This is a genomic window from Blautia sp. MSK.20.85 (assembly GCF_013317245.1).
Taxonomy (GTDB): domain Bacteria; phylum Bacillota; class Clostridia; order Lachnospirales; family Lachnospiraceae; genus Blautia_A.
In genome coordinates, this window is the sequence record NZ_JAAIUN010000120.1 from 1 (window position 1) to 348 (window position 348).

At 43.7% G+C, this 348-nt stretch carries 1 protein-coding gene; it reads right to left on the reverse strand.

Annotation, left to right across the window (positions count from 1 at the left end):
• Positions 1-348 (reverse strand): hypothetical protein (locus tag G5B12_RS17180; RefSeq protein WP_174088991.1); only part of this gene is annotated, 348 nt, incomplete at both ends.

Consider the following 348-nt stretch of genomic DNA (forward strand, 5'->3'; position numbering starts at 1 on the left):
GGAAGATTCCATAACTGAGGATCCTTTCCAAGATTCCGCACTTTATAAGTGTCCTGCACATCAAATACATACCGAAGTTTTGTTTTCGGTCCGGAAGTATTGTCAATCAAGGCAATCCCCTTAGATCCCTTTTTGATCCATCGGTACATCTTCTGATTCCAGATTTCCATGGATGCTACGGCAGTTGCTTCCGGTCGCTGTGCATAAATTAAAAGCTGTTCTGGAAAAGTGTATTTGTACAGTCTGGATGCAGTGTTTAGGAACCGCATCCATTCCTGCGGACTGGCAGCTACATCTTTTGCCACCTCTTCCGTCAGCTGTTCCATTGCATATAATTTATTTGCCATG